The 21,423-nt window shown below is 74.1% G+C and carries 26 protein-coding genes and 1 tRNA gene; 16 read left to right on the forward strand and 11 right to left on the reverse strand.

Going from position 1 to position 21,423, the window contains the following annotated elements:
- Positions 1-304 precede the first annotated feature (304 nt).
- Positions 305-2,383, reverse strand: a complete 2,079-nt coding sequence (locus BM093_RS09180; RefSeq protein ID WP_425439128.1) for an ATP-dependent DNA helicase — start codon at positions 2,381-2,383, stop codon at positions 305-307.
- Between the two features lie 146 nt (positions 2,384-2,529).
- On the opposite strand from BM093_RS09180, the gene BM093_RS09185 reads away from it, so the two are divergent.
- Positions 2,530-3,426, forward strand: a complete 897-nt coding sequence (locus BM093_RS09185) for an acyl-CoA thioesterase (protein WP_143105313.1) — start codon at positions 2,530-2,532, stop codon at positions 3,424-3,426.
- Between the two features lie 20 nt (positions 3,427-3,446).
- On the opposite strand, the gene BM093_RS09190 is transcribed toward BM093_RS09185, so the two are convergent.
- Together BM093_RS09190 and BM093_RS09195 are read right to left on the reverse strand one after the other, a co-directional pair.
- On the reverse strand, positions 3,447-4,031 hold the full coding sequence (locus BM093_RS09190) for an isochorismatase family protein (protein ID WP_093340305.1): 585 nt from the start codon (positions 4,029-4,031) through the stop codon (positions 3,447-3,449).
- Positions 4,028-5,344: a nicotinate phosphoribosyltransferase gene (locus BM093_RS09195; protein ID WP_093340307.1), complete on the reverse strand. Its 1,317-nt coding sequence runs from the start codon at positions 5,342-5,344 to the stop codon at positions 4,028-4,030. Before BM093_RS09195 ends, BM093_RS09190 begins: the two co-directional genes overlap by 4 nt.
- 70 nt (positions 5,345-5,414) lie before the next feature.
- Between BM093_RS09195 and clpS the strand changes: the two genes are divergently transcribed.
- The 12 genes from clpS to BM093_RS09255 all read left to right on the forward strand — a co-directional run bounded on the left by clpS (position 5,415) and on the right by BM093_RS09255 (position 12,854).
- Positions 5,415-5,711 carry an ATP-dependent Clp protease adapter ClpS gene (gene clpS / locus BM093_RS09200; RefSeq protein WP_143105314.1) on the forward strand — a complete coding sequence of 99 codons (297 nt, stop codon included), beginning with the start codon at positions 5,415-5,417 and terminating at the stop codon, positions 5,709-5,711.
- A gap of 13 nt (positions 5,712-5,724) precedes the next feature.
- Positions 5,725-6,276: a DUF2017 domain-containing protein gene (locus BM093_RS09205; RefSeq protein WP_093340312.1), complete on the forward strand. Its 552-nt coding sequence runs from the start codon at positions 5,725-5,727 to the stop codon at positions 6,274-6,276.
- A 26-nt stretch (positions 6,277-6,302) separates the two neighbouring features.
- A complete protein-coding gene (locus BM093_RS09210) occupies positions 6,303-6,797 on the forward strand; it encodes a M67 family metallopeptidase (RefSeq protein WP_177238355.1) in 495 nt (164 codons plus the stop codon).
- Between the two features lie 136 nt (positions 6,798-6,933).
- A complete protein-coding gene (locus BM093_RS09215; RefSeq protein ID WP_093340317.1) occupies positions 6,934-7,209 on the forward strand; it encodes a MoaD/ThiS family protein in 276 nt (91 codons plus the stop codon).
- Between the two features lie 73 nt (positions 7,210-7,282).
- A complete protein-coding gene (locus tag BM093_RS09220) occupies positions 7,283-8,230 on the forward strand; it encodes a PLP-dependent cysteine synthase family protein (RefSeq protein WP_093340320.1) in 948 nt (315 codons plus the stop codon).
- A gap of 20 nt (positions 8,231-8,250) precedes the next feature.
- The gene (locus BM093_RS09225; protein WP_093340322.1) at positions 8,251-8,865 is read left to right on the forward strand and encodes a rhomboid family intramembrane serine protease; all 615 of its coding nucleotides are present in this window, start codon (positions 8,251-8,253) and stop codon (positions 8,863-8,865) included.
- Positions 8,862-9,713, forward strand: a complete 852-nt coding sequence (gene murI / locus BM093_RS09230; protein WP_093340325.1) for a glutamate racemase — start codon at positions 8,862-8,864, stop codon at positions 9,711-9,713. Before BM093_RS09225 ends, murI begins: the two co-directional genes overlap by 4 nt.
- On the forward strand, positions 9,710-10,075 hold the full coding sequence (locus tag BM093_RS09235; protein ID WP_093340328.1) for a hypothetical protein: 366 nt from the start codon (positions 9,710-9,712) through the stop codon (positions 10,073-10,075). Before murI ends, BM093_RS09235 begins: the two co-directional genes overlap by 4 nt.
- Positions 10,068-10,481: a hypothetical protein gene (locus BM093_RS09240; RefSeq protein ID WP_093340331.1), complete on the forward strand. Its 414-nt coding sequence runs from the start codon at positions 10,068-10,070 to the stop codon at positions 10,479-10,481. Before BM093_RS09235 ends, BM093_RS09240 begins: the two co-directional genes overlap by 8 nt.
- A gap of 8 nt (positions 10,482-10,489) precedes the next feature.
- Positions 10,490-11,275 carry an MBL fold metallo-hydrolase gene (locus tag BM093_RS09245; protein WP_093340333.1) on the forward strand — a complete coding sequence of 262 codons (786 nt, stop codon included), beginning with the start codon at positions 10,490-10,492 and terminating at the stop codon, positions 11,273-11,275.
- Between the two features lie 17 nt (positions 11,276-11,292).
- Positions 11,293-12,081 (forward strand): ribonuclease PH, encoded by a 789-nt coding sequence (rph, locus tag BM093_RS09250; protein ID WP_093340336.1) that lies wholly within the window; start codon positions 11,293-11,295, stop codon positions 12,079-12,081.
- Positions 12,082-12,179: 98 nt separating this feature from the next.
- On the forward strand, positions 12,180-12,854 hold the full coding sequence (locus BM093_RS09255; RefSeq protein ID WP_245773423.1) for a non-canonical purine NTP pyrophosphatase: 675 nt from the start codon (positions 12,180-12,182) through the stop codon (positions 12,852-12,854).
- 86 nt (positions 12,855-12,940) lie between these two features.
- Here the strand turns inward: BM093_RS09255 and BM093_RS09260 are convergent, their stop codons facing one another.
- Positions 12,941-13,345 carry a carboxymuconolactone decarboxylase family protein gene (locus tag BM093_RS09260; RefSeq protein ID WP_093340341.1) on the reverse strand — a complete coding sequence of 135 codons (405 nt, stop codon included), beginning with the start codon at positions 13,343-13,345 and terminating at the stop codon, positions 12,941-12,943.
- Positions 13,346-13,428: 83 nt separating this feature from the next.
- Here BM093_RS09260 and BM093_RS09265 point away from each other — a divergent pair, with 83 nt between their 5' ends.
- Positions 13,429-14,106, forward strand: coding sequence for a TVP38/TMEM64 family protein (locus BM093_RS09265; RefSeq protein WP_245773410.1), 678 nt, complete (start codon positions 13,429-13,431; stop codon positions 14,104-14,106).
- A gap of 30 nt (positions 14,107-14,136) precedes the next feature.
- Here the strand turns inward: BM093_RS09265 and BM093_RS09270 are convergent.
- The 3 genes from BM093_RS09270 to bcp form a co-directional block, all read right to left on the reverse strand.
- A tRNA-Leu gene (locus tag BM093_RS09270) sits at positions 14,137-14,210 on the reverse strand.
- Positions 14,210-14,860, reverse strand: a complete 651-nt coding sequence (locus tag BM093_RS09275; RefSeq protein ID WP_143105315.1) for an HNH endonuclease — start codon at positions 14,858-14,860, stop codon at positions 14,210-14,212. Before BM093_RS09275 ends, BM093_RS09270 begins: the two co-directional genes overlap by 1 nt.
- A 33-nt stretch (positions 14,861-14,893) precedes the next feature.
- A complete protein-coding gene (gene bcp / locus BM093_RS09280; protein ID WP_093340346.1) occupies positions 14,894-15,361 on the reverse strand; it encodes a thioredoxin-dependent thiol peroxidase in 468 nt (155 codons plus the stop codon).
- A gap of 267 nt (positions 15,362-15,628) precedes the next feature.
- Here bcp and BM093_RS09285 point away from each other — a divergent pair, with 267 nt between their 5' ends.
- A complete protein-coding gene (locus tag BM093_RS09285) occupies positions 15,629-15,850 on the forward strand; it encodes a DUF3618 domain-containing protein (protein WP_093340572.1) in 222 nt (73 codons plus the stop codon).
- 16 nt (positions 15,851-15,866) lie between these two features.
- On the opposite strand, the gene BM093_RS09290 is transcribed toward BM093_RS09285, so the two are convergent.
- The 4 genes from BM093_RS09290 to BM093_RS35850 form a co-directional block, all read right to left on the reverse strand.
- Entirely contained in the window at positions 15,867-17,090 is a 1,224-nt protein-coding gene (locus BM093_RS09290) for an NAD(P)/FAD-dependent oxidoreductase (RefSeq protein WP_093340348.1), read from the reverse strand.
- 89 nt (positions 17,091-17,179) lie between these two features.
- Complete coding sequence (locus tag BM093_RS09295) at positions 17,180-17,956, reverse strand: SigB/SigF/SigG family RNA polymerase sigma factor (protein ID WP_093340351.1); 777 nt, start codon at positions 17,954-17,956, stop codon at positions 17,180-17,182.
- Complete coding sequence (locus BM093_RS09300) at positions 17,953-18,381, reverse strand: ATP-binding protein (protein ID WP_093340354.1); 429 nt, start codon at positions 18,379-18,381, stop codon at positions 17,953-17,955. Before BM093_RS09300 ends, BM093_RS09295 begins: the two co-directional genes overlap by 4 nt.
- A gap of 99 nt (positions 18,382-18,480) precedes the next feature.
- The gene (locus BM093_RS35850; RefSeq protein WP_177238356.1) at positions 18,481-18,894 is read right to left on the reverse strand and encodes an STAS domain-containing protein; all 414 of its coding nucleotides are present in this window, start codon (positions 18,892-18,894) and stop codon (positions 18,481-18,483) included.
- Between the two features lie 211 nt (positions 18,895-19,105).
- Here BM093_RS35850 and BM093_RS09310 point away from each other — a divergent pair, with 211 nt between their 5' ends.
- A complete protein-coding gene (locus tag BM093_RS09310; RefSeq protein WP_177238357.1) occupies positions 19,106-21,337 on the forward strand; it encodes a SpoIIE family protein phosphatase in 2,232 nt (743 codons plus the stop codon).
- Positions 21,338-21,423: the final 86 nt, after the last annotated feature.

Here is a 21,423-nt window from a genome sequence, read left to right on the forward strand (position 1 = left end):
CGGTGGGGGTGGCGGGGGACCCCGGCCGGCCGGGTCCTCCGGACGCCGCGCTCCGGCTGGGCCGGAACCGGCCGTACCGCCCCGGTGACGCAGCGGGCCCCGGCGGCCCGCGCCGGTGACCGGATCCGGCAGGGCTCGGCCGTGCCGCCGGGACCGCTGTGCCGCTGCGACCGCTGTGCCGCTGGGACCGCTGTGCCGCCGCGACCACTGTGCCGTCGCGACCGCCGTGGCGCACGCCGGCGCCCGGCGCCGCCGTGACCCGTGTCCCGTGCCCGGTGTCCATGGACCCGGGCCCGGACCCGGATCAGGCGCCGCGCAGCCGCTCGAGCGCGCCGTGCACCTTCGTGACGTCGGTCGTCTCCCAGAACGGCGGCAACGACGCGCGCAGGAACCCGCCGTAGCGCGCGGTGGCGATCCGCGGGTCCAGGATTGCGACGACACCACGGTCGTCGGTGGCCCGCAGCAGCCGGCCCGCACCCTGGGCCAGCAGCAGCGCGGCGTGCGTCGCCGAGACCGACAGGAACCCGTTGCCGCCGCGGGCGTCGGTGGCCTTCTGCCGGGCCGAGACCAGCGGGTCGTCGGGGCGCGGGAACGGGATCCGGTCGATGAGCACCAGGGACAGCGAGGGGCCGGGCACGTCGACGCCCTGCCACAGCGACAGCGTCCCGAACAGCGACGTCTCCTCGTCCTCGGCGAACCGCTTGACCAGCAGCATCGTCGAGTCGTCGCCCTGGCACAGCAGCGGGGTGTCGAGCCTGCCCCGCAGCGCCTCGGTGGCCTGCTTGGCCGCCCGGGTGGAGGAGAACAGCCCCAGCGTGCGGCCGCCCGCGGCGCGCACCAGGCCCTCGATCTCGTCCAGCGTCGCCTGCGCGAGGCCGTCGCGGCCGGGGGAGGGGAGCCGTTTCGCGAGGTAGAGGATCCCGGAGCGGCCGTGCGCGAACGGGGAGCCGACGTCGAGGCCCTGCCAGCGCGGGGCGTCCGGGTCCTGGACCGGGCCGTGCCCCTCGGGCGTGGCCGGTGGGGTGTCGCCGACCTCCTTGGGCTGCGACGCGGGGAGACCCCACTGCCGGGCCAGCGCGTCGAACGACCCGCCCAGCGCCAGCGTCGCCGAGGTCAGCACGGTGGTGCGGGTGTTGAACAGCCGCTCCCGCAGCAGCCCGCCGACCGACAGCGGTGCCACCCGCAGCACCTTGTAGCGGGAGCCGTCGGGGCCCTGCTCCCCGAGCCACACCACGTCGCGGCGCTTCGCCGGGTCGGTCTCGGCGAACGTGTCGTTGAGCCGGACGCAGGTCTCGGACACCTCGTCGAGCACCGCGAGGGCGAGCTTGCGGGCGGCGGCGCCCTCGGGGTCGCCGTCGTCGGAGCGCTTGTTCGCGCCCATCGCCTGGCGGCAGCCGGCGGCGGCGGACAGGATCGCGTTCAGCGCGCCCGCGGCCGGGGTCGGCAGCGACTCCCAGCGACCGGTGGCCATGTCGTCGAGCACCGCGCCGAGGCCCTCTCCGGACTCGGCGAGCCGGTCGGCCAGCTCCTGGTCGACGAGCTTGCCGCAGCGCCGCGCGGCGGTGGCGACCGTGCCGGCTGTCAGCTCCGCCGTCGCCGCGCCGGTGACCCGGTCGACCAGCTCGTGCGCCTCGTCGACGATCACGGCGTCGTGCTCGGGCAGCACCTGCGCCTCGCCCATCGCGTCGATCGCGAGCAGGGCGTGGTTGGTGACGACGATGTCGGCCCGGCCGGCCTCGGCGCGGGCCTTCTCGGCGAAGCAGTCCTCGCCGACCGGGCAGCGGCTGGCGCCGAGGCACTCCCGCGCGGTCACCGACACCTGCCGCCACGCGGTGTCCGGGACACCGGGGACGAGCTCGTCCCGGTCCCCGGTCTCGGTGTCGGAGGCCCACTCGTGCAGCCGCTTCACGTTGCGGCCCAGCGCGGAGATCGCGAACGCGTCGAACAGCTGCTCCTCGGGCGCATCCGCAGTATCTCCCATGTCGCCGTGCAGCTTGTTCAGGCACAGGTAGTTGCGCCGGCCCTTGAGGATCGCGAACGTCGGCTCCCGGCCGAGCACCTTCTTCAGGCTCTTCGCCACCCGCGGCAGGTCGCGGTCGACGAGCTGGCGCTGCAGGGCGATCGTCGCCGTCGACACCACGACGGTGGTGTCGCGGGCGATCGCGTGCCGGATCGCGGGCACCAGGTAGGCCAGTGACTTCCCGGTGCCGGTGCCGGCCTGCACGGCCAGGTGCTCCCCGGACGACAGCGACCGGCGCACCGCGTCGGCCATCCGGTCCTGGCCCTCCCGGCGCGACCCACCGACCGAGGAGACGGCGGTCTCCAGCAGCTCGTGCACCCCGGGCAGGTCGCGGGTCTGCACGGGTGTCGGGGCGGCGGGCACCGTTCGATGCTACCGAGCGGGTCCGACGGTCACGGCCGGACCGGGGAGGCCGACACGCAGGGACGCGGGCCGGCCGCGAGACGCACCACATGTGATAAAGGGCGGCCGGTGCCCGGTGAGCGGCGACACAGCGTCACCATGGTGGGGTGACTGCCACTATCCCGACTGAGAACGCCACGGTTCCGCAGCCGAGCGGGTTCCCGGTGCTGATCGAGCACGAGGCGCGCTACGCCGACCTCGACCCGAGCCGCCGGATCGGCCGCGACGCACTGGTGCGCTGGTTCGAGGACGCCCGGGTCGCCGTCGAGCGCGACACCTTCGGCGCCGACCTGGTCGCGCGGCTGCAGTCCCGGGTCCGGCTGCTCCTCGCCGCGATCCGGGTCGACGTGCTCGCCCCGCTGCGCGTCGCCGGCTCCTACCGGATCGGTGTCGGCGTGAGCCACGTCGGCACGACGTCGTTCTCCTACCGCTACGCGGTCTTCGCCGGCGACGAGTGCGTCGCCACCGGCGAGTCGACCTCGGTGCACACCGACGGGGACGCTCCGGCCCCGCTGCCCGGTGAGGTCCGCGAGGCGCTGACCACGCTGATGATCGAGGCCCCGGCCCCGGTCCGCCCCGAGCGCGGCGACGCCCGCGCCGTCCGCGAGAACTACCCGTTCCGCTGGGACGTCCGGACCCGGTTCACCGACCTCGACACCAACCGGCACGTCAACAACGTGGCGCTGGCGTCGTGGTACCTCGACGGCCTGGCCGAGCTGCACTCGGACGTCTTGGGCTACCCGGCCGGCGGGCCGCTGGACGGGCTGTCGCCGTCGTCGCTGTCGGTGCAGTACCTCGACCAGGTGCACTACCCGGGCATCTACCAGCTGCGGGTGGGCGTCGAGGAGATCGGCGAGGACACCGTCCGCTACGTCTGCGGCCTGTTCGACGAGCGCCGCCTGATCGGGCTCGCCGAGGCCGAGGGCTTCCACCACGCCCCGGGCGAGAACGGCGACCCGGTGCGGCTGGCGGAGGCGCTGGCCCCGTTCCGCTTCGGGGACTGAGGCCCGGCGGTCACCGTCGATCACCCCGGGGTGACGACGGTGACCCCCGACTCCCGCAGCCGGGCCAGGGCCTGGCGGGTCGTCTCCTCGGCGACTCCGGCACAGTGCGCGAGCAGCACCGACGTCCGCAGGCCGAGCCGGGCGGCGTCCAGCGCGGTCGCGCGGACGCAGTGGTCGGTCGCGAGCCCGACGATGTGCACCTCGGTGACCCCGCGCTCGTCCAGCCAGTCGGCGAGCGGGGCGCCGGACTCGTTGGCGGTGGCGCCTTCGAAGCCCGAGTAGGCACTCGTGTAGGCGCCCTTGTCGAAGACGCACTCGATCGGCGCCACGTCGAGGGCCGGGTGGAACGACGCCCCGGGCGTCCCCGCCCGGCAGTGCGGCGGCCAGGAGTCGACGAAGTCCGGGGTGTCGGAGAAGTGCGGGCCGGGGTCGACGTGCACGTCCCGGGTGGCGACGACGTGGTCGTAGTCCCCGCCCGTCGCGAGCGCCCCGATCCCGGCGGCCACGGCGGCACCACCGGTCACCCCGAGCGAACCGCCCTCGCAGAAGTCGTTCTGGACGTCGACGACGATCAGTGCGCGGGCCGCACGGGACTCGCCGCTCATCGAGCCTCCTGGAACGTGGTCGGGATCGCCGGCTCGCCCCGGGAGAGCTTCAGGCCCTCCCACGGCACGGCGACCAGCGCCGTGCGGAGCCGTTCACGGGCGTCCTCGAGGGTCGCGCCGGTGGCCTCGGCGGTCAACTCGCCGCCGCGCACCAGCGGCACCGGCAGCACCCGGTCGTCCGGACCCAGCTCCGGGGCCGCCCCGTACGGGAGGACGACCTCCTCGACGGCGGTGCCCGTCGGCTTGTAGCGGCGCAGCGCGGACTTGCGCCCGCCGCGGGACTCCTTGGCGCTGGAGCGCTTGCTCACCGGGCGGTCGTCGACCTCGACCAGCTTGTAGACCATCCCCGCGGTCGGCGCCCCGGAGCCGGTGACCAGCGAGGTCCCCACGCCGTAGCTGTCCACCGGTTCGGCCCGCAGCGACGCGATCGCGTACTCGTCGAGGTCGCCGGAGAGCATGATCCGGGTGCTCGTCGCGCCCAGGGAGTCCAGCTGGTCGCGGGCCTGGCGGGCCAGCTCGCCGAGGTCGCCGGAGTCGATCCGGACCGCCCCCAGGCCGGTCCCGGCCGCCTCGACGGCGTTCGTGATGCCCGTGCGGATGTCGTAGGTGTCGACCAGCAGGGTCGTGCCGGTGCCCAGCGAGGCGACCTGGCTGCGGAACGCCGAGGGCTCGTCGTCGTGCAGCAGCACCCAGGCGTGTGCGGCGGTGCCGGCGGTGGGGATCCCGAAGCGCTGCCCGGCCGCCAGGTTGGACGTCGTCGCGAAGCCCGCCAGGTGGGCGGCGCGTGCCGCGGCGACGGCGGCCTCCTCGTGCGTGCGCCGCGAGCCCATCTCGATCAGCGGGCGCCCGGCGGCGGCGGAGACCATCCGGGCCGCGGCCGAGGCGATCGCACAGTCGTGGTTGTAGATCGACAGCGCGAGGGTCTCCAGCAGCACCGCGTCGGCGAACGTGCCGGTGACGGTGAGTACCGGCGAGCCGGGGAAGTAGAGCTCGCCCTCGGGGTAGCCGTCGACGTCGCCGGTGAAGCGGTAGTCGCGCAGCCACTCCAGCGTCGCGGGGTCGACGACCCCGGCCAGCGGCTCCAGCTCGGCGGGGCCGAACCGGAACCGGGAGAGTGCGTCCAGCAACCGGCCGGTGCCGGCGACGACGCCGTAGCGCCGCCCGTGCGGCAGGCGGCGGGCGAACAGCTCGAACACGCAGCGCCGGTCGGCGGTGCCGTCGGCCAGCGCGGCGGCCACCATCGTGAGCTCGTAGCGGTCGGTCAGCAGCGCCGGGCCGGGGGCCGGGGTGCTCGGCGGGACGGAGCCGGTCATGGCCGGAGCCTATGCCCGGCCGGGCGACTGTCCGGCTGTGCCGTCGTGCCCCTGTGTCACCATGGCGTGCATGACCGCGCCGTCCCCGTCTCCCACCGAGCACGTCTCGCCGGACACTGACGAGGTCACCGATCCCGACACCCCGTGGCAGGCGGTCGTCTGGAACGACCCGGTCAACCTCATGTCGTACGTCACCTACGTGCTGCAGAAGATCTTCAACTACCCCGAGCCCAAGGCCACCGCGCTGATGCTCGACGTGCACCACAAGGGCAAGGCCGCGGTCTCGTCCGGGGACAAGGACACGGTCGAGGGGCACGTGGCGCAGCTGCACACGGCGGGCCTCTGGGCCACCATGCAGCGCTGCTGAGATCCGGGGGATCATGAACGGCTGGAAGCGCAGCGGGCGCGGGAACCGCGTCCGCTACACCTCGGGTTTCTCCGGTGAGGAGGCCGCCGTGCTGCGGGGGCTGTTCACCGAGGTCCGCCAGATGCTGGCCGGCCGGGCCGAGCTCGCACCCACCGACGAGCTCGCCGAGCTGACCGGCATCCGCACCGGTCCCACCTCCCGGCCGACCGACCGCGTGCTGGCCCGGCTGCTGCCCGACTTCACCACCGAGGACTCCGACCTGGCCTCCGGCCTGCGCTCGCTGCACGAGCCGGAGCTGATCGAGGCCAAGGACACCGCGGCGGCCACGGTGCTGGACACGCTGCCGGAGGCGGGCGGACGGCTCGAGCTCAGCCCCGACCAGGCCGACGCCTGGCTGGCGGCGCTCAACGACGTCCGGCTCGCGCTGGGCACCGCCCTCGACGTCAGCGAGGACATGCCCGAGCAGCTGCCCGACGACGACCCGCGGGCGCAGCACCTGGGCGTGTACCACTGGCTGACCTACGTGCAGGACTCGCTGGTGCGGGTGCGGGTCACATCGCTGTAGCCGCACGGGCGGGTATTCTCACCGGCGTGCTGGCCATCCGAGCGGACCTCGTCGACGAGATCGTCGCGCACGCCCGGCGGGACTTCCCGCTGGAGGCGTGCGGGCAGCTCGTCGGCCCGGAGGCCGGGGAGCACGCCGAGCGCTACGTCCCGATGACCAACGCCGACGAGGTGGAGAGCGACTTCGCGTTCTCCCCGGCCGAGGACATCCGGCTCGAACGCGACCTCGACGCCCGTGGCGAGCGCCGGATGCTCGTCGTCCACTCGCACACCCGCGTCCCGCGCCGGCCGCTGACCGACACCGGCCTGCCCGAGGCCTACCCCTCGGTCAAGGACATCGCGCAGATGGAGTGGACCCCCGACCAGCACTGGCTGATCGTCGGGCTGGCCACCGCCGACGGTGACCCCGAGGTGCGCTCGTACCACCTGGCCGACGGCGAGGTCGTCGAGGACGACGTCGCCGTCGTGGAGTCCTACATGTTCTCCCACACCGGCTCGGACGACGTCCCCGACCGGGCCTGAACCTCCGTCGGCGCACCCGCGTGCGACGGATCCGCGGGAATGTCGCCGGGCTCCGGTCGCGTTCCCGTGTCCAGAAGTGCGACCACGGCACCACGTGCCGCCACGGCAACAACGAATCCAGGAGTGATCACCTCAGATGGCCGTCTCCGTCTCCATCCCCACCATCCTGCGCACGCACACCGGCGGCGAGAAGTCCGTCGAGGCGAAGGGTGACACCGTCGCCGCCGTCATCGACGACCTGGAGTCGCGTCACGGCGGCATCAAGGACCGCCTGATCACCGACGGCAAGCTGCACCGCTTCGTCAACATCTACGTCGACGACGAGGACGTCCGCTTCGCCGGCGGGCTCGAGGCCCCGGTCAAGGAGAGCTCGACCCTGACGATCCTCCCGGCCGTGGCCGGCGGGCGCTGACAACCTCGTTCCGGGTGCCGGACGGCCTCGTCGTCCGGCACCGTCGTCCGGCACCCGTTCGTGAGGAGAACCTGTGCGTTACGACTCGCTGCTGCATGCCGTCGGCGACACCCCGCTGGTCGGGCTGCCGTCGCTGTCGCCGTCGGAGGACGTGCGGCTGTGGGCGAAGCTGGAGGACCGCAACCCCACCGGCTCGATCAAGGACCGGCCCGCGCTGGCGATGATCGAGGACGCCGAGAAGCAGGGGCTGCTGACACCCGGCTGCACCATCCTGGAGCCGACCTCGGGCAACACGGGCATCTCGCTGGCGATGGCGTCCCGGCTCAAGGGCTACCAGCTGGTCTGCGTGATGCCGGAGAACACCTCCGAGGAGCGGCGCCAGCTGCTCGCCATGTACGGCGCGCAGATCATCTCCTCACCGGCGGCCGGCGGGTCGAACCAGGCCGTCGCCGTCGCCAAGCAGCTCGCCGCCGAGCACACCGACTGGGTGATGCTCTACCAGTACGGCAACCCGGCCAACACCGAGGCGCACTACCGCGGCACCGGCCCGGAGATCCTGCGGGACCTGCCGTCGATCACCCACTTCGTCGCGGGCCTCGGCACCACCGGCACACTGGTCGGGGCGGGGCGCTACCTGCGCGAGCACAAGCCCGACGTCCAGGTGGTCGCCGCCGAGCCCCGCTACGGCGAGCTGGTCTACGGGTTGCGCAACCTCTCCGAGGGGTTCGTCCCGGAGCTGTACGACGAGACCGTGCTCACCGGCCGGTACTCGGTGGGGTCCTACGACGCGCTGCGCCGCACCCGCCAGCTCGTCGAGCAGGAGGGGATCTTCGCCGGCATCTCGTCGGGGGCGATCGTGCACGCGGCCCTCGCGGTCGCGACCAAGGCGCTCGACGCGGGGGAGCGGGCCGACGTCGTCGTGATCATCGCCGACGGCGGCTGGAAGTACCTGTCCACCGGTGCCTACTCGGGCGACCTGGGCTCCGCTGCGCAGGGGATCGACGGCCACCTCTGGGCCTGAGGGCCGGTACCGTCGACGGCATGACCGCACCCCCGTCCGGCCGGGCCCGCGCCCGCGTGCTGCCGCCCGCGCCGCGACGGGCCGCGGTGACGATGCTGCTGTTCACCGCCGCGCTGTACCTGTTCGAGGCGATCGACCAGGCCTCCGGCGGGATGGTCGACGCCGCCGCGGCGATCTACCCGCGCGACACCTCCGGGCTGACCGGGATCCTCACCGCGCCGCTGCTGCACGTCGGCTACGTACACCTGGCCGCCAACACGCTCCCGTTCCTGCTCTTCGGGTTCCTCGCCATGTCCGGCGGGATTGGGCAGTGGTTCGCGGTCACCGCGACGATCTGGGTGATCAGCGGGGTCGGTGTCTGGCTGATCTCCCCGGCGGCGGTGCTCGGGGCGTCCGGGATCGTGTTCGGCTGGTTCGTGTTCCTGCTGGCCCGCGGCTTCTACGCCCGCAACGGCCGCCAGATCGCGCTCGCCGTGGTGCTGTTCCTGATCTGGGGCTCGCTGCTGTGGGGCGTGCTGCCCTCCGACCCGAGGGTGTCCTGGCAGGCGCACCTGTTCGGCGCCCTCGGCGGGCTCGTCGCCGCGTCGTGGGTGGCGAAGGCCGACCGCCGCCCCGCACCTACCCTGGGGGCGTGACGGACGCACCCGGCCTCGACGCCCCGATCGGAATCTTCGACTCCGGCGTCGGCGGGCTCACCGTCGCCCGCTCGGTGATCGACCTGCTGCCCGCCGAGCAGATCGTCTACCTCGGCGACACCGCACACAGCCCGTACGGGCCGCGCACCATCGCCGACGTGCGCCGGCTCGCGCTCGCGATCGGCGACGAGCTCGTCGAGTCCGGGGTGAAGGCGCTGGTCATCGCCTGCAACACCGCCTCCGCGGCCTGCCTGGCCGACTTCCGGGAGCGCTACCCGGTCCCGGTCGTCGAGGTCGTCCGCCCGGCCGTGCGCCGCGCGGTCTCCGCCACCCGCAACGGCCGGATCGGCGTCATCGGCACCCGGGCCACCATCGCCTCCGGCGCCTACGCCGACGCGTTCGCGGCCGCCCGCGACACCGAGATCACCTCGGTGGCCTGCCCGCGGTTCGTCGACTTCGTCGAACGCGGCACCACCAGCGGACGCCAGGTGCTCGGCGTCGCCCAGGGCTACCTCGAGCCGCTGCAGCGGGCCGGGGCCGACACCGTCGTGCTCGGCTGCACCCACTACCCGCTGCTGTCCGGCGTCCTGGAGATCGTGCTCGGCCCGGACGTCACGCTGGTGTCCTCGGCCGACGAGACCGCACGCACGCTGGTGCGCACCCTGCACGCCCACGACCTGCTCCGGGACGACACCGCCCCGCCCGCGCCGCACCGCTTCCTGGCCACCGGGGACCCGGAGCCGTTCCGCCGGCTCGGCCGCCGCTTCCTCGGCCCGGAGATCGGCGCCGTCGTCGGACGGGCCGGGGCGGGTGTGGCCCAGGACGCAGGGGTACGGTCCGTGCCGTGATCGGTGCGCTGGTCCTGGTGATCATGGTGGCCCTGTCGGCGACCGCGCTGTTCGGCCTGGTCACGACGGCGATGAACCGCCCTCCCGGGCCGGTGCACAGGGTCGCCGTCGGGATCTGCACGGCGCTGGTCGTGGTGCAGGCCGCCGTCGCGGCGTACCAGGTGCTCGTCGGCGGGGTGACGCTGCCCGAGCAGACCACCTTCCTCATCTACCTCGTCGTCGCGATCTGCGTGCCCCCGATCGCGCTGCAGTTCGCCACGGCCGAGCCGACCCGCTGGGGCGGCGCGGTGATCGCGGTCGGGACGATCGGCACGCTCGTCGCGGTGCTGCGCCTGCAGGGTCTGTGGGTCCCCGGTGCCTGAGGGAACGCCGCAGGTGCGGGCCACGGCGACCGGCCCGGGCCGGATCCTCATCGCCGTCTACGGGATCTTCGCGCTGTCCGCCAGTGCGCGGGCCGGCGTCCAGATCGCCGAACGCTTCGACGAGGCCCCGCTGGCCTACGCGCTGTCCGCCGTCGCCGGATTCGTCTACATCCTCGCGACCGTCGGGCTGGCCGGCTCCGGGCCCGGCTTCCGCCGGCTCGCGTGGTTCGCGGTGTCGTTCGAGCTGCTCGGCGTGCTGCTGGTCGGGGCGTTCACGGCGTTCGTCCCCGGCGACTTCCCGCACGACACCGTCTGGTCCTGGTTCGGCCGGGGCTACGGGTTCATCCCGCTCGTGCTGCCGTTCGTCGGCATCTGGTGGCTGCGCCGTACCGGCCGATCGGGTTAGTGTCGCCCATGCGCCTGATCGTGCTCGGTTGCTCCGGCAGCGGCCCCGGGCCCGAGTCACCGGCGTCCGGGTACCTGGTCGAGGCCGGCGGCACCCGACTCGTCCTGGACCTGGGCAACGGCACCCTCGGCGCGCTGCAGCGCCACACCGACCCGTGGTCGCTCGACGCTGTGGCCTTCAGCCACCTGCACGCCGACCACTGTGCCGACTTCGCGTCCCTGGCCGTGTATCGCCGCTACCACCCACGGCCCCCGTACGACGCCACCGCGGCCCCGCTGCCGGTACTGGCCCCGGCCGGCGCGCACCCCCGGTTCGCCCGCGCCTACGCCCCGTCGGAGCAGGAGCTCGCGACGACCGACCTCACCGACGTCTTCACCTTCCACGACCTCGCGGCGGGCGAGCCCGTCACCGTGGGCACCGGCACCGACACCGTCACCGTGACCGCCCACCCCGTCGTGCACCCGTGCGCGGCGTACGCGCTGCGCGTCGAGCACCGCGGCACCGTGCTGACCTACTCCGGCGACACCGCCGCCTGCGCCGGCCTCGTCGAGGCGGCCCGCGACGCCGACCTGTTCCTGTGCGAGGCCAGCTGGCCGCACGGGGACGGCAACCCCGCGGGCGTGCACCTGTCCGGGCGCGAGGCGGGGGAGCACGCCGCCGCCGCGGGGGCCCGCCGGCTGGTGATCACCCACGTCCCGGCCTGGTACGACGCCGACGAACTCGCCACCGAGGCCAAGGCCGCGTTCGACGGTCCGGTCCAGACGGCCTTCCCGGGCGCCGAGTTCCGGGTGTGAGTTCCTACGATGTCCCGGTGACACGACCTGAGGGCAGAGCGGACGGACGGGCGGACGACGAACTGCGCCCGGTGACGATCACCCGGGGCTTCCAGAAGCACCCGGCGGGATCGGTACTGGTCGAGTTCGGGGACACGAAGGTGCTGTGCGCGGCCAGCGTCACCGACGGTGTCCCGCGCTGGCGGAAGGGCTCGGGCCTCGGCTGGGTCACCGCCGAGTACGCGATGCTGCCGTCGTCGACCGACACCCGGTCGTCCCGGGAGTCGGTGAAGGGCAAGATCGGTGGCCGCACCCACGAGATCTCCCGGCTGATCGGGCGCTCGCTGCGCGCCTGCATCGACCTGCGCGCGCTCGGCGAGAACACCATCGCGATCGACTGCGACGTGCTGCAGGCCGACGGCGGCACCCGCACCGCGGCGATCACCGGGGCCTACGTGGCGCTGTGCGACGCCGTCACCTGGCTCGGCGAGCACGGCAAGCTGTCCGACCCCAAGCCGATCTCCTGCCAGGTGGCGGCCGTCTCGGTGGGCGTGGTCGACGGCCGGGTGCGCCTGGACCTGCCCTACGTCGAGGACTCGCGGGCCGAGGTCGACACCAACGTCGTCGCCACCGAGACCGGCACCCTGATCGAGGTCCAGGGCACCGGCGAGGGCGCCACCTTCGCCCGCAAGACCCTCGACGCCATGCTCGACTCGGCGCTCGGCGGGATCGCCGAGATCGCCCGGCTGCAGGTCGAGGCGCTGGCCGCACCGCACCCGAAGCTGGCGGCGGAGAAGGGCGCCACCGCGCCGGAGACGCCGGCGTGAGCGCCACCGACAGCGGCTCCGGCGCCGGCAGGTCCCCCGACGGCGGGTCCACCGGCAGCGGGTCCACCCCCAGCAGCAGCGCCGGGCGGGCGCAGCGGATCCTGCTCGCCACCCGCAACGCGAAGAAGCTGGTCGAGCTGCGCCGCATCGTCGACGCGGCCGGGCTCGCCGACGTCGAGATCGTCGGGCTGGCCGACGTGCCGGAGTTCCCGGAGGCCCCCGAGACCGGCTCGACGTTCGCCGAGAACGCGCTGGCCAAGGCGCGGGACGCGGCCGCCGCGACCGGCCTGCCCGCGATCGCCGACGACTCGGGCATCACCGTCGACGCGCTGAACGGCATGCCGGGGATCTTCTCCGCGCGCTGGGCCGGCCGGCACGGCGACGACGAGGCCAACCTGCAGCTCCTGCTGGGCCAGACCGGTGACGTACCGGACTCCCGGCGCGGTGCCGCGTTCGTGTGTGCCGCCGCGCTGGTGACACCGGCCGGGGCGGCGGCGGACACCCGGGACGGCACGGCCGGCGGGGCCCGCTCCGTCGGCGCGCCGCTGGGGGAGGTGCCCGGCCAGACCGTCGTGCACGGCACCTGGCGGGGGACCCTGCTGCGGGCGCCCCGCGGGGAGAACGGGTTCGGCTACGACCCGATCTTCGCGCCGGAGGAGGGGACCCGGTCCTCGGCGGAGCTGTCCGCCGAGGAGAAGGACGCCGCCTCGCACCGCGGCCGGGCGCTGCGGGCCCTGGTCCCGCACCTGCAGGCGCTGCTCACGGAATCCTGAACCCGGGCTCCGCGGCGCGGACCGGCCTGCGTGAACCGGGCTGTGTGAGCCGGGCTGCGTGAACCGGGCTCAACGGCCCGGCCGGGCTACTCGGGGGCCGGCTCCGCCAGCACCCGCTGCGCGATCTTGAACGCCGAGTTCGCGGCGGGCACACCGCAGTAGATCGCGGTCTGCAGCAGGATCTCCTTGATCTCGGCGTCGGTCAGGCCGTTGCGGCGCGCGGCACGCAGGTGCATCTCCAGCTCGGCCCAGTGCCCGTGCGCGACGAGCGCGGTCAGCGTGACCGCCGAGCGCATCCGGCGCTCCAGGCCCGGCCGGGTCCAGATCTCGTTCCAGGCGTAGCGGGTGATCAGCTGCTGGAACTCGGCGGTGGTGGCGTCGGTGTTCTCCAGGGCGGCCGCCACGTAGTCGGGCCCGAGCACCTCCCGGCGCACGGCGAGGCCGTCGGCGTCCAGCTCGGAGGGATCGATCCCGTTGCTCGCAGCGCTCATGGCCGCAGCCTCTCACGGCCTGCGGGGTGCGCCGGACCCGTGACCCCGGGCGTGACGACGGTCGCGCCGGCACGCGCAGTACCGTGACGGACGTGCGGTGGTGGCGTCCCCTCCTGGCGTGTCTCGGGCTGGTGCTCCTGGCGAGCCTCGTCGTACTCGTCGCCCGGGCCTCCGGCATCTCCGTCGTCCCGCAGTTCGGTGAGCTGCGCCGGGTCGTGGAGTCCACCGGCGCGTGGGGGCCGCTGGCGTTCGTGCTGCTCCAGGTCCTGCTCAACGTGCCGCCGTTCCCCCGGACCGTGTTCACGGTCTCGGCCGGGGTGCTGTTCGGCGCGGTCGCCGGGACGGTGCTCACCCTGCTCGCCACCGCGCTCGCCGCGGTGGCCGCGTTCCTCCTCGTCCGGCTCACCGGGGGCCGGCTCGTCGCCCGCTACGCCACCCACCCGCGGGCGGTCTGGGTGCGCCGCCGGCTCGACCACCACGGCACGCTGGCGGTCACCTCGCTGCGGCTGATCCCGATGGTGCCGTTCGCCGCGATGAACTACCTGGCCGGGCTCTCCCAGGTGCGGTTCCGGCCCTACCTGGTCGGGACCGTCCTCGGCTCCGCGCCCGGCACGATCGCGATCGTCGCGCTGGGCGATGCGGTCACCGGGCACCTGCCCCCGGCGCTGCTGATCGTCTCGGGCGGCTGTGCGGTCGTCGGGCTGGCCGGGGTGGTGCTGGCGGCCCGCAGACCCCTGCCCGAGGAGGAGCCCGCGGCCTGAGCCGCGAGCCCTCGATCGGCGGTCGTGCTGTGCCGGCGGCGGGATTCGAACCCGCACTTGCACGGACCTAAACCGTGTCTCTCTGCCGATTGGAGTACGCCGGCTAGTTCTTTCGGCCGCACCATGTGTCCGTGAGCGCATGGCAGTTGGGGCACAGAATACGGAGGTTCTCCAGCCGGTTGTCAGTGTGGTCCCCGTTGATGTGGTCGAGCTCGAGAGGGAGCTGTCGACCGCGCCACTCGGTGAGACCGCATTCCTCGCACCGTGCCTGCTTCAGTCCCTCGGCGATCAGTCGCCTGCGCAGTACGGCACTGCTCCGATAGTCGGAGTTCCGGACGAGGATCTCGGAGAGGGGTCGTGCACGGCGACGGGGGAACCGGCGACCGCGCGCCCACGCCTGGCCGGTGAAATGGCCGGTGTCCAGCCCGAGCGTTCGGATGTGCATCGTGACGGCTCGGAACATCCCTCCATTGGGTTGGTAACCGAGACGGCGCAGCACCCCGTGGACACTCACCTCCGCGGCGACCGCCTCGACGAGTTCGGCATCGGTGTAGCGCCGGCGGTGGTTGCGGTGCCCGGGATCGAGGGCGCCCGGGATGTGGCGCACATCCGCGCCGACTCGTTCGATGTGCTTCCGGAGCTGGTCGTAGCGGCCGGGCTTGATCCCGAGACGGTGACAGACCTCGCTCAACCTGGACGACGCCGCGACCGCGGCGATCAGCTGCTCGTCGGTCCACCGGCGGGCGCGGGGCATCACCCACCGCCCGCCGGCGGGACCGCGCCCATGTCAGATCTTCCAGTCCCGGCGCAGCTTCGCGACGTGCCCGGTCGCCTTCACGTTGTACTTCGCGTCGGTGATCGTGCCGTCCTCGCCGATCAGGAACGTGGAGCGGATGACCCCGGTGACGGTCTTGCCGTACATCGTCTTCTCGCCGAAGGCGCCCCACGCGGTGAGGACGCTCTTGTCCGGGTCGGACAGCAGGGGGAAGGTCAGGCCCTCGGCGTCGCGGAACCTCGCGAGCTTCTCCGGCTTGTCCGGGGAGATGCCGAGGACGTCGATGCCGGACTCGTTCAGCTCGGCCAGGTTGTCGCGGAAGTCGCACGCCTCCTTGGTGCAGCCGGGCGTGCTCGCCGCGGGGTAGAAGTAGACGATCACCTTGCGGCCCTTGTGGTCGGCCAGCGAGACGGGCTTGCCGTCGGCGTCGTCGAGGGTGAAGTCGGGGGCGGGGTCGCCCGCCTGCAACCGGGTGCTCATGAGGATCAGAGTGCCACCCGCCGGCCGCGACGAGCGGCCCGGATCGTGGCCTGTGGACAACTCCGCCGGGTCGGGCCCGGTTGTGGACAGCGGCGTCCGGCGGGCGCGTGCCACCCGTCCGGTGCGCGCCGCGCCGTGGGCGGGACGCGCGGGGCACGGGCCCGGTGGCTACGGTGTGTGCCACGCCGCCCGCACGTCGCCGGTGCGGGCGAGGACCAGCAGGAACCGGGGCGCGGAGCGCACCGGCCGGACCGAGGAGACGACGTGGTGGCCCGCGACCCCGAGAACATCCAGCGCGAGATCGAGAAGACCCGGGACGCGCTGGCCGAGAGCCTGGACGCCCTGGCCGACCGGGCGAACCCGAAGACCCTGATCGAGGGGAGCAAGGAGCAGATCGCCGAGAAGCTCGCCGACCCCAAGATCAAGTACACGTTGATCGCGGTGGGCACGCTGGTGGGCCTGGCCGTGGTCCGCTCGATCTTCCGCTGAGCCTGCGGCCGGCCGCTCAGGTCAGCGAGTCGCGGAACTCCAGGACGGTGTCGCGGTCGGCGCGGTCGGCCAGCGGCTTGCGGTAGCGGGCGATCCGCCGCGCCGCCCCGAAACCGACGACGGCGACGAGCTCGTCGCCGCGCAGGTAGCCGATGGTCGTCCCCTTGATCTCGCCGCCGGTGTCCCCGCCGTCGTCGAAGCCCTCGCCGTGCAGCGCCAGCAGGCCGTCGGCCAGCTCCGGGCGCCCGATCAGCTGGATCTTCAGCCCGAACTGGTCGGACCAGAAGTAGGGCACGCTCTCCGGTGGCGGCTGCGCCCCCGCGATGTCCGCGGCCACGGCGGCGGCCTGGTCGGTCGCCGAGGTCCAGTGCTCGTGCCGCGGCCGGTCGCCGTAGCGCGGGTCGGTCCAGGCGGCGGCGTCGCCGACGGCCCACACCCCGGCCAGGCCCTCGACCCGGCCGCGCTCGTCGCACGGGATCCCGCCGGCCAGGTCCAGCCCGGTGGTGGTGAGCCAGTCGAGGTCGAGCCGGGCACCGACGCCGACGAGGATCGCGTCGGCGTCGACGGTGCTGCCGTCGGACAGCGTCGCCCCGGAGCCGGTCAGCGCCGACACCGACACCCCGCACCGCAGGTCCGCGCCGCCGTCGGAGATCAGCCGGCCGGCGAGCGCGCCGACCCGGGAACCGAGCACCCGCGCCATCGGCACCGCATCGGCCTCCAGCACCGTCACCCTCAGGCCGCGCGCCACCGCGGTGCTCGCGACCTCCGCGCCGATGAACCCGGCCCCGACCACGAGCAGCGACGACGCGCCGTCGAACGTGCCGCGCAGGGCGGTGGAGTCCTCGACGGTGCGCAGCAGGTGGGCCGAGTCCGGCTGCCCGGACAGTCGCCGGGGGGCGACACCGACCGCGAGCACGATCGCGTCGGCGTGCAGCGTGCTGCCGTCGTCCAGCTCGACCTCGTGCGTGTCCCCGCCGGGCCGCAGCGCGACCGCGGACCGGCCGAAGTGGGTGCGCACGCCGAGCCCGTCGAACTCGTCGTCGGCGACCAGGCCGATCCGCTCCCGGTCCCACTCGCCGGCCAGGTACTGCTTCGACAGCGGCGGCCGGTCGTAGGCGGGCGGCTCCTCGGCCCCGACCAGGCTGATCCGGCCCGTGAAGCCGGACCGGCGCAGGCCCTGCACCGTCCGCAGGCCACCCAGCCCGGCCCCGATCACCAGCACGTGCTCCGGCTCGCTCATCGCACCCCTCGTCCCAACGGCAGCAGAATCGCCCAGCTCGCTGCCGATGATCCTCTCCTGCCGCCGGTGGCCGGCGCACGGGGGCGTGGCTACAGGGCGCGCTCGCCGGGGTCGAGGCGGTCGCGCAGCCGGGTCAGCGTCTGTGCCAGCAGCCGTGAGACGTGCATCTGGGAGATGCCGACCTCGGAGGCGATCTGGGTCTGGGTCCGGTTGCCGAAGAAGCGCAGCATGACGATGGTGCGTTCGCGCGGTGCCAGCTCGGCGAGCAGCGGCCGGAGGGACTCGCGGTAGTCGACCCGGTCGAGTTCGGCGTCGGCGTCGCCCACCAGCTCGCCGACGGTGGCGCTGCCGTCCTCGGAGGACAGCATCTCGTCGAGCGACGAGCTGCGGTAGGCCTCGGCGGCCTCCAGGCCCTCCAGGACCTCGTTGACCGGCAGGTCGAGGTGCCGCGCGATCTCGGACGGCTTCGGGGACCGGCCGAGCGTCTGGGACAGCTCGGACACCGCGCCGTTGATCGACACGTGCATGTCCTTGAGCCGCCGCGGGACCCGCATGGACCAGCTCTGGTCGCGGAAGTGCCGCCGCACCTCACCGGAGATCGTGGGGACGGCGAAGGAGAAGAACTCGCCGCCCTTGCCGGGGTCGAACCGGTCGATCGCGTTGATCAGCCCGACCGTCGCGACCTGGACGAGGTCGTCGAGCGGCTCGCCGCGGTGGTTGAACCGGCGTGCGATGTGCTGTGCGACCGGCAGGTAGCCGGTGACCAGCCGGTCCCGCAGCTCCTCCCGCCGGGGGTCGTCCGGTTCGAGACCGGAGTACTCCTCGAGCAGCGGCGTGAGGTGGGCGTACTCGGGGTCTGCCGTCACAGGGCCGGCCCGGCGAGCTTGTGCAGCCGGATGGTCAGGGCGGGACGGCCGCCGTCGACCGCACCGGTCTCCACCGCCACCTGGTCGGCGAGGGTCTGGAGTACCCGCCAGCCGAAGCTGTCGGTCGGGAGTGTCGCGTCGGCGCCGGTGAGCACCTGGGCCGCGACATCGATCCGCTCGTCGTGCACGTCGAACGTGCACCGCAGCGACGAGCCGGGCTCGGCCAGCCCGACCAGGGTCGCGCAGGCCTCGTCGACCGCCATCCGCAGGTCGGAGATGGCGTCGAGGTCGAAGTCCGCACGGGCGGCGAGGTCCGAGGCGACCGCGCGAACCGTCGGGATCAACGCGGCCCGCGCCGCGGTCCGGATCTCGACGCTGGCCGCGCGGGGTTCGGCGGGTGCGCTCGAAGGTTCCTGCTGGGGCACGCTGGCATGTCCTTTCGACGTGGATCCGGTCCCGGCGCGAGTACGCCGATCAGGTGGAATCATGTCTGGCTCGCGCCGGATGTGCAGGGTCGGGCGTGGTCACGGCCCCGGGATCGCGGTGAGGTCGGGTACGACGGTGAACAGCTGTGCGGACCCGGTGACCTCCAGCGGCCGGAGCACGGCCCGGGCGGTGGCGACGACGACCAGCGTGCGGTCGTCGCGGGCGGCCCGGCGCGCGGTGTCGATGAGCACGCCCAGGCCGCTCGAGGCGAGGAACGTGACGCCCTGCAGGTCGAGGGCGACCCGGTGGTCGTCGGGACCGCTCATCAGCTCGTCGAGGGCGGTGGCGAGCCGGGGCGCGGTCAGGGCGTCCACCTCGCCGCGGACGGTGAGCACGGTCAGGCCGGCACGCGGGGACGACACCGCGACACCGAGGTCGACCAGCAGGTCCTGGTCGGGGGCGCCGTCATCCCGGGACGGCTCGGCCGGCGCGGATCCGGGCAGGGGGATCACCTCCGTGTGGGGGCGGACGACCGATGACGGCCGGGCACACCGCCGTGGTCTCGACGGACTGCCTTCGGGCCCGCTCCGGTACGTGTCGTGCCGGGAGCCGTGGGAGTCCACCACACAGGGCGGAACTCCTCGGCGACGATACCGGCCGGTCCGTCGTGCCACCGCCGGAGGCCTCGATGGCAGGTGCCGGCCACGGCCTACTCTCGCCGCTGTGACCCCGTATCCCGACGACGGTGCGAGCGGACCCCCCGGAACCCCCGGTGACGCCCTCCGGCGGGCCGTGGGCCGCGCGGTCGAGGCGTCGGCGGACCTGGCCGTCCCGGCCCCCGCCGTCCCGGACGTCGCCATCCCGGACGTCGCCACGAGCGCCGGCCGGGTGGTGGTGCTGGTGATCGACATCGCCGGGCGGCGGATCGTCGACGCCGGCCCGTCCGCTGCGGTGCCGTGGGCGCCGGAGCCGCCGGTCGGGCTGTCGCAGTGGAGCGAGGCCGTCCGGCTCACCGGCCCGGACGGCCGTCCGTTCGACGGCGCGGGATCGCCGCTGACCCGCATCGCCGACGGTGAGCCGGTGTCCGACGAACCGGTCGTGCTGCACGCTTCCGGTGCGCCTGCGGAGCAGGGTGGGACGACTGTCCGCGTGACCGGGTTCCCCCTGACCGGCCCCGACGGTGCTGCCGGACCCACCGGACCGGCCCACGCCCTGGCCGTCCTGCTGCTCCCGGACGGCCCCGCCCACCGCGACCGGCTGGAACACCTGCGGGACCGGGCGGTGCTCGCCACCGAGATGTCGTTCGCGATCTCCGATCCGCGGCGGGCGGACGACCCGCTGGTCTGGGTGAACCCGTCGTTCGAGCGGCTGACCGGCTACTCGCTGGACGAGGTGGTCGGGCGCAACTGCCGTTTCCTGCAGGGCCCCAACACCGACCGCGCGGCGGTGCACCGGATCCGGGAGGCGCTGCAGGAACGGCGGCCGGTCACCGAGGTGCTGCTGAACTACCGGCGCGACGGCACCGCCTTCTGGAACCAGATCTCCCTGTCGCCGGTGCAGGACGCCGACGGCGAGCTGGTGAGCTTCGTCGGCGTGCAGAGCGACGTCACCGAGCGGGTCGTCGTCGAGCAGGAGCGGCGAGCGGCGCTGGCCGACGCCGAGGCGGCGCGGGCCCAGCTGCGGCTCCTGGCCGAGGCGACGACCCAGCTGACGGCGGCACTCGACGTCGCCGACGCCTGCGCCCGGTTCGCCCGCATCGTCGTGCCCGAGCTCGCCGACCTGTGCACGGTCGACCTGCTGGAGGCGCCGGACGGGCGCAGCCGCGAACGGATCGCGGTCGCCGCTCGCGACGGCGACGACGACGGGCTGCTCGACCGGGGCGGCCCGTTGCGAGCTCCGCGGATCGAGGACCTGGCCGCGGCGGCGGTGCGCGCGGGCAAGCCGTACCTGATCCCCGAACTGCCCGACGACGGCGGCGAGATGCTCCGCGACGACCCCGCGGCCGCCGAGGACTACGAGCGGCTGCGGCTGCGGTCCGCGCTGGCGCTGCCGCTGCTGGGCCGGGGGCGGGTGCTGGGCCTGGTCATGCTGTTCACCCAGTTCCCCTACGGGCGCCGCTACACCCAGCGGGACCTGCACCTGGCCGCCGACCTGGCCGGGCGGGCCGGGCTGGCGGTCGACAACGCCCGGCTCTACGAGGTGGAGCGGGCCGCGGCCGCGACGCTGCAGCGCAGCCTGCTGCCGGCCCTGCCGGACGTGCCCGGCACGGGGGTCGCGGCGCGCTACCTGGCCGGCGCGGACGGCAACCAGGTCGGCGGGGACTGGTACGACGTGCTGCCGATGCCCGACGGCTCGGTCGGTGCGGCCGTCGGCGACGTCGTCGGGCACGACCTGGCCGCCGCGGCCGCGATGGGGCAGCTGCGCGGTGTGCTGCGGTCCTACGCGTGGGGCGGTGACCGGCCGGGGGCGGTCCTGGACCGCTGCGACCAGCTCGTCCAGGGCCTCGACGTCGCCGAGATGGCCACCGCGGTGTACGCCCGGCTGGCGCCCGCCGCACCGGACGGCTCCCGGGTGCTGGCCTATGCCAATGCCGGGCACCCCGCGCCGCTGCTGCGCGAGCCGGACGGCACCGTGGTCCGGCTCGACGAGCACCGCTCGCCGATGCTCGGCGCGGTGCCGGAGTTCGGCCGGGCGACCGGTGCGAGCCGCGACGACGCGGCGGTGACCTGCGCCCCCGGCTCGCTGCTGGTCTTCTACACCGACGGGCTGACCGACATCGTCGGGGAGGACGCCGACGCCCGGGCCGAGCTGCTGGAACGGACACTGGCCGGCCTGCCCCTCGGTTCGACCCCGGAGGAGGTCGTGGACGGGATGCTGGCGGAGTGCCTGCCGGAGCGGCTGGTCGACGACGTCGCGCTGATGGTGATCCGGCTCGACGACGCCGGTGGTGGCTGACCGGGACCACGCCGGAGGCAGGCGATCACGACCGCGCTGCAGGCAGATGGTCGGGCCTGCGCCGGAGGCGGTCGGCGGGGACCACG

Source organism: Pseudonocardia ammonioxydans (assembly GCF_900115005.1).
Lineage (GTDB): Bacteria > Actinomycetota > Actinomycetes > Mycobacteriales > Pseudonocardiaceae > Pseudonocardia > Pseudonocardia ammonioxydans.

Excerpts from the sequence above, each read along its gene's own strand:
- BM093_RS09205 (WP_093340312.1), top strand. The coding sequence starts at position 5,725 with ATGAACGGCTGGAAGCGCAGCGGGCGCGGGAACCGCGTCCGCTACACC.
- clpS (WP_143105314.1), top strand. The coding sequence starts at position 5,415 with ATGACCGCGCCGTCCCCGTCTCCCACCGAGCACGTCTCGCCGGACACT.
- BM093_RS09290 (WP_093340348.1), bottom strand. The coding sequence starts at position 17,090 with ATGAGCGAGCCGGAGCACGTGCTGGTGATCGGGGCCGGGCTGGGTGGC.
- BM093_RS09245 (WP_093340333.1), top strand. The coding sequence starts at position 10,490 with ATGCGCCTGATCGTGCTCGGTTGCTCCGGCAGCGGCCCCGGGCCCGAG.
- BM093_RS09225 (WP_093340322.1), top strand. The coding sequence starts at position 8,251 with ATGACCGCACCCCCGTCCGGCCGGGCCCGCGCCCGCGTGCTGCCGCCC.
- bcp (WP_093340346.1), bottom strand. The coding sequence starts at position 15,361 with ATGAGCACCCGGTTGCAGGCGGGCGACCCCGCCCCCGACTTCACCCTC.
- BM093_RS09275 (WP_143105315.1), bottom strand. The coding sequence starts at position 14,860 with ATGCCCCGCGCCCGCCGGTGGACCGACGAGCAGCTGATCGCCGCGGTC.
- BM093_RS09195 (WP_093340307.1), bottom strand. The coding sequence starts at position 5,344 with ATGACCGGCTCCGTCCCGCCGAGCACCCCGGCCCCCGGCCCGGCGCTG.
- BM093_RS09260 (WP_093340341.1), bottom strand. The coding sequence starts at position 13,345 with ATGAGCGCTGCGAGCAACGGGATCGATCCCTCCGAGCTGGACGCCGAC.
- BM093_RS09190 (WP_093340305.1), bottom strand. The coding sequence starts at position 4,031 with ATGAGCGGCGAGTCCCGTGCGGCCCGCGCACTGATCGTCGTCGACGTC.
- BM093_RS09215 (WP_093340317.1), top strand. The coding sequence starts at position 6,934 with ATGGCCGTCTCCGTCTCCATCCCCACCATCCTGCGCACGCACACCGGC.